Source organism: Paenibacillus sp. R-74696 (genome assembly GCF_055814915.1).
Map to the genome: position 1 here is coordinate 1 of NZ_JBPULM010000003.1, position 1203 is coordinate 1203.

The 1203-nt window shown below is 53.0% G+C and carries 1 rRNA gene; it reads left to right on the plus strand.

Going from position 1 to position 1203, the window contains the following annotated elements:
* Positions 1-1203: ribosomal RNA gene (locus tag ACSR9A_RS00695) — 23S ribosomal RNA — on the plus strand; the annotation flags it as partial.

Genomic DNA, 1203 nt, shown 5'->3' on the forward strand with positions numbered 1-1203 from the left:
ACGGAGGATGCCTAGGCACTAGGAGCCGAAGAAGGACGTGGCGAACAACGATACTGCCTCGGGGAGCCGTAAGCAGGCTTTGATCCGGGGATTTCCGAATGGGGAAACCCAGCTGTCGTAATGGACAGTTACTTCTAACTGAATACATAGGTTAGAGTGAGGCATACCAGGGGAACTGAAACATCTAAGTACCCTGAGGAAGAGAAAACAAAAGTGATTCCGTCAGTAGCGGCGAGCGAACGCGGATTAGCCCAAACCAAGGAGCTTGCTCCTTGGGGTTGTAGGACGTCTCACATGGAGTTACAAAGGTGTGTGTTAGGCGAAGAGGTCTGGAAAGGCCCGCTATAAGAGGTAAAAGCCCTGTAGCCAAAAGCGCACACTCTCCGAGACGGATCCTGAGTACGGCGGGACACGAGAAACCCCGTCGGAATCCGGCAGGACCATCTGCCAAGGCTAAATACTCCCTAGTGACCGATAGTGAAGCAGTACCGTGAGGGAAAGGTGAAAAGCACCGCGGAAGCGGAGTGAAAAAGAACCTGAAACCGTGCGCTTACAAAAAGTCAGAGCCCTATTCATGGGTGATGGCGTGCCTTTTGTAGAATGAACCGGCGAGTTACGTTCACGTGCAAGGTTAAGTCGGGAAGACGGAGCCGCAGCGAAAGCGAGTCTGAATAGGGCGAATAAGTACGTGGTCGTAGACCCGAAACCGTGTGATCTACCCCTGTCCAGGGTGAAGGTGCGGTAACACGCACTGGAGGCCCGAACCCACGCACGTTGAAAAGTGCGGGGATGAGGTGGGGGTAGCGGAGAAATTCCAATCGAACTCGGAGATAGCTGGTTCTCCCCGAAATAGCTTTAGGGCTAGCCTCGAGGTATGAACGTCGTGGAGGTAGAGCACTGATTGGGTGCGGGGCCCGCCAAGGGTTACCAAGTCTAGTCAAACTCCGAATGCCATAGACGTGCTTCTCGGGAGTCAGACAGTGAGTGCTAAGATCCATTGTCAAGAGGGAAACAGCCCAGATCATCAGCTAAGGTCCCCAAGTGTGTGTTAAGTGGGAAAGGATGTGGAGTTGCAAAGACAACCAGGATGTTGGCTTAGAAGCAGCCACCATTTAAAGAGTGCGTAATAGCTCACTGGTCGAGTGACTCTGCGCCGAAAATGTAACGGGGCTAAACACACCACCGAAGCTATGACATGTGCCT